This is a genomic window from Prosthecobacter fusiformis (assembly GCF_004364345.1).
Lineage (GTDB): Bacteria > Verrucomicrobiota > Verrucomicrobiia > Verrucomicrobiales > Verrucomicrobiaceae > Prosthecobacter > Prosthecobacter fusiformis.
This window is the reverse complement of sequence record NZ_SOCA01000029.1, coordinates 1-2,882: the sequence shown is the minus strand read 5'-3', so window position 1 is coordinate 2,882 and position 2,882 is coordinate 1. Positions and strand designations below refer to the sequence as shown.

Sequence of the window (2,882 nt, the reverse complement as noted above, 5' to 3'; positions counted from 1 at the left end):
CTCTCACTGCGGTGGCCAGAAAGCTATTGGTCCTGCTTAACGCCGCCCTAAAAAACGACAAAATTACCTTTGCGTAACCACACAGTTGCTGGGCTAGGGACGGCAGCCCCTTGGGCTTGTGGAATCGATCAGACATGCACCGCACCGCACTTGCACGGCAGGATAAGCATTGGGTGAATAGTGAATCATCATGGTTGTCACCTATCGCACCCTCCGCCCCCATTTGCCCGACCTCATCGTCAAAGCCATGGACCTCATCGAAGAGTTCGTCAACGAAGTGCGCTCCGCCGGAAAGTAGCCTGCCTAACAATCAATCATTCAACCCCTGGTTCACCCGAGAGCCAGGGGTTTTAATTTTTGGGGCATTTCAGAGAGCCTGATGAGCGGATAATAAATTCCACTTTCCGTTTCAAATCCAGATGCCCGAAAGTTTCATTCAGTGATTTGTGGCAAACAACTTCATTGCTTTCAATTCGCTGTCCTCCAAGGGAGATCGGTAGCAGATGCTCAATGCTGGCCTCCTCTTCTAACAACAACTGACTGCAAAAAAAGCAGCGCCCTCCCTGCAAGTAGAGCATCTTGCGCAACTTGGTGAGCGGCTTCTCTTTTGCCTCTGCCTTGACCGGTTCAATCGTTACCGGAGGTATTTCTTTTGTAGCCTCTCCCTGGATGATCTTGCTCATCGCTTTGCTTTCGACCCTGGCACTGCGAATGACCTCCCGTTGCTCCGGTGTGAATTCACAATCGGACATTTTCCCTGGGAATAAATTCCCCAGTGGTACGCTTTTACGGAGGCGCTCAGCATATTCCTGAACCGCTGCATCAGTGACGGTATGTTTCATAGTGGGTTTTCCTGCCGCATCCACTATTTCCCACCCACCCTTAGAAATCAAGGAGCCTGGATTCGACAGCACGAGACTGACTCATTCTGTCTGGGGGGCGGAGAGTTTGCGTCTTCCAATGAAAATCAAGGTGATGGACACAAGCGGAGGCAAAACTACAGCAATAATGTATTTCAGCTCCTCCCGGCTGGAAATTCCAACGGAGATTCCCTCTCTGAACAAAAAGCAGTAGGGAACCAAAATGATAGCCGCCGTGGTCCACCCGATCCAGCCGACCAATCGCCGTTGCGATTTGAAGAAAGCAAGGAAGCAACCGGTGAGGAGGATCACCCAAAGCCACCAATACGCTTGTTCAAGCAAATACAGCCACAGTAGCCAGTTGTTCATTGGGTAGACAGTCGCTAAGTTTATCATAGGGTATTATGGTCGGTAGTGATCCCTTTTCTCAATGCAAACACTACCCATGAACAGCAGGCCTCGGCGTTATCAACCGTTAAATGTCCGGCAAGTATTTGGGTGGTATGAGGTCAGGAATAATTCGTAGCATCACGCCGCTCAATAGAGTTATCGAAAGATTGGATCAGGCTCTATGGATCTCGTCCGGGCTTTGTTGCAAACCACACTGGCCCTTACACAGCTTGTACAACGAATTCATCTTGTCTGTAACAGCCCCCTGCCTGCCATCGTTTTCCACCCCCATGCTCCGCTCCCTCCTTCTCCTTTCCCTCGCCCTACTCCCAAATCTCCTCCCGGCCCTGGACACTACAAAGCTGGCCGCCATCAAACCGGCCATGGAGAAAGCCATCGCGGCCAAGCAAGCCGCAGGCATCGTCACACTGGTGATGGAAAAGGGGACGGTGGTGCATCATGAAGCCGCTGGTTTTGCCAACATCGGCAAGGGCAGGCCGATGGAAAAGGACGCGCTGTTTTGGATCGCCTCCATGACAAAATCGGTGAATGCCACAGCGGTGATGATCCTGGTGGATGAGGGGAAACTGACGCTGGATGACCCCGCCTCCAAGTGGCTGCCTGCGCTGGCAGAAATGAAGCTGGCGGATGGCAGCGCGCCGGAAAAACCCATCACCCTGCGCCTGCTGTTGAGCCACACCGCAGGCATCGCCTTTCCACCGCGCAAGGCCACGGACGGAGCGATGTCGCTGAAGAGCTACACGGCCACACTGCTGAAGGCCCCTCTGGCCTTCCAGCCGGGCAGTGATTATGAATACGGCTTTGGCCCCTCCGTCGCCGGGAGCATCATTGAGGCGGTCTCCGGCATGGACTACGCGGAGTTTATGCGCACGCGCATCTTTGAGCCACTGGGCATGAAGGACACCTCCTTCCGCCCCACGGAGGCGCAGCGCCAGCGCATCGCCCGCACTTACACGATGGATGAGGAAACCAAGGAACTGACACCTGCCTACAACCCCTTCCTGACCGATGATGCGGAAGTAAACCGCGCGCCAGAGCCAGGCGGCGGCCTTTTTTCCACCGCAGCGGACATGGGCCGGTTTTACTCCATGATCGCCGCCGGGGGTGAGCTGGACGGTGTGCGCATCCTTTCCGCCAAAGCCATCCAGGACATGACCACGCCCGTCACCGCCGGTGGCAAGCCGCTCACCTACGCTTGTGGCTGGCAGATGAACCAGCCCGACCAGCGCATCTGCTCCGCCATGCCTGTGGGCAGCTTTGGCCACGGCGGCGCGTTTGCCACCAATGGCTGGGTGGACCCCGCCAGCGGCATCGTCACCGTGTATCTGGTGCAAAACGTCCTCGTCCCCGACAGCGGCAAACCCCGCGACACCTTCCAGCACCTCGTCATGGAAGCCGCCCATATCGAAGTCAGCCCCCCGGCCGTGGCCAAGAAGAAGCGCAAGGCAAAATAAGTCGGAGCCTAGTTGACTCAGTCGAGACTAAACCGGTCATGCAGGTGCATCCCCCTCTGCGCGCGTCACCTGCTTTTGGTTAGGCGCGTCCCCATGTTTCATACTCCCCAGCACCTTCCCGGCCTGGTCCCCAGCCGTCTCCGCTAGGCGATCCAGT

3 protein-coding genes are annotated in these 2,882 nt (G+C 55.9%); 1 reads left to right on the top strand and 2 read right to left on the bottom strand.

Annotated elements, in window-relative coordinates; all coding sequences use genetic code 11:
- Positions 1-350 precede the first annotated feature (350 nt).
- Positions 351-842, bottom strand: a complete 492-nt coding sequence (locus EI77_RS23170) for an HNH endonuclease (protein WP_133797692.1) — start codon at positions 840-842, stop codon at positions 351-353.
- An 81-nt stretch (positions 843-923) separates the two neighbouring features.
- Positions 924-1,229 carry a hypothetical protein gene (locus EI77_RS23165; RefSeq protein ID WP_133797691.1) on the bottom strand — a complete coding sequence of 102 codons (306 nt, stop codon included), beginning with the start codon at positions 1,227-1,229 and terminating at the stop codon, positions 924-926.
- Positions 1,230-1,540: 311 nt separating this feature from the next.
- Between EI77_RS23165 and EI77_RS23160 the strand changes: the two genes are divergently transcribed.
- Positions 1,541-2,725 carry a serine hydrolase domain-containing protein gene (locus tag EI77_RS23160; protein ID WP_166647472.1) on the top strand — a complete coding sequence of 395 codons (1,185 nt, stop codon included), beginning with the start codon at positions 1,541-1,543 and terminating at the stop codon, positions 2,723-2,725.
- Positions 2,726-2,882 lie beyond the last annotated feature (157 nt).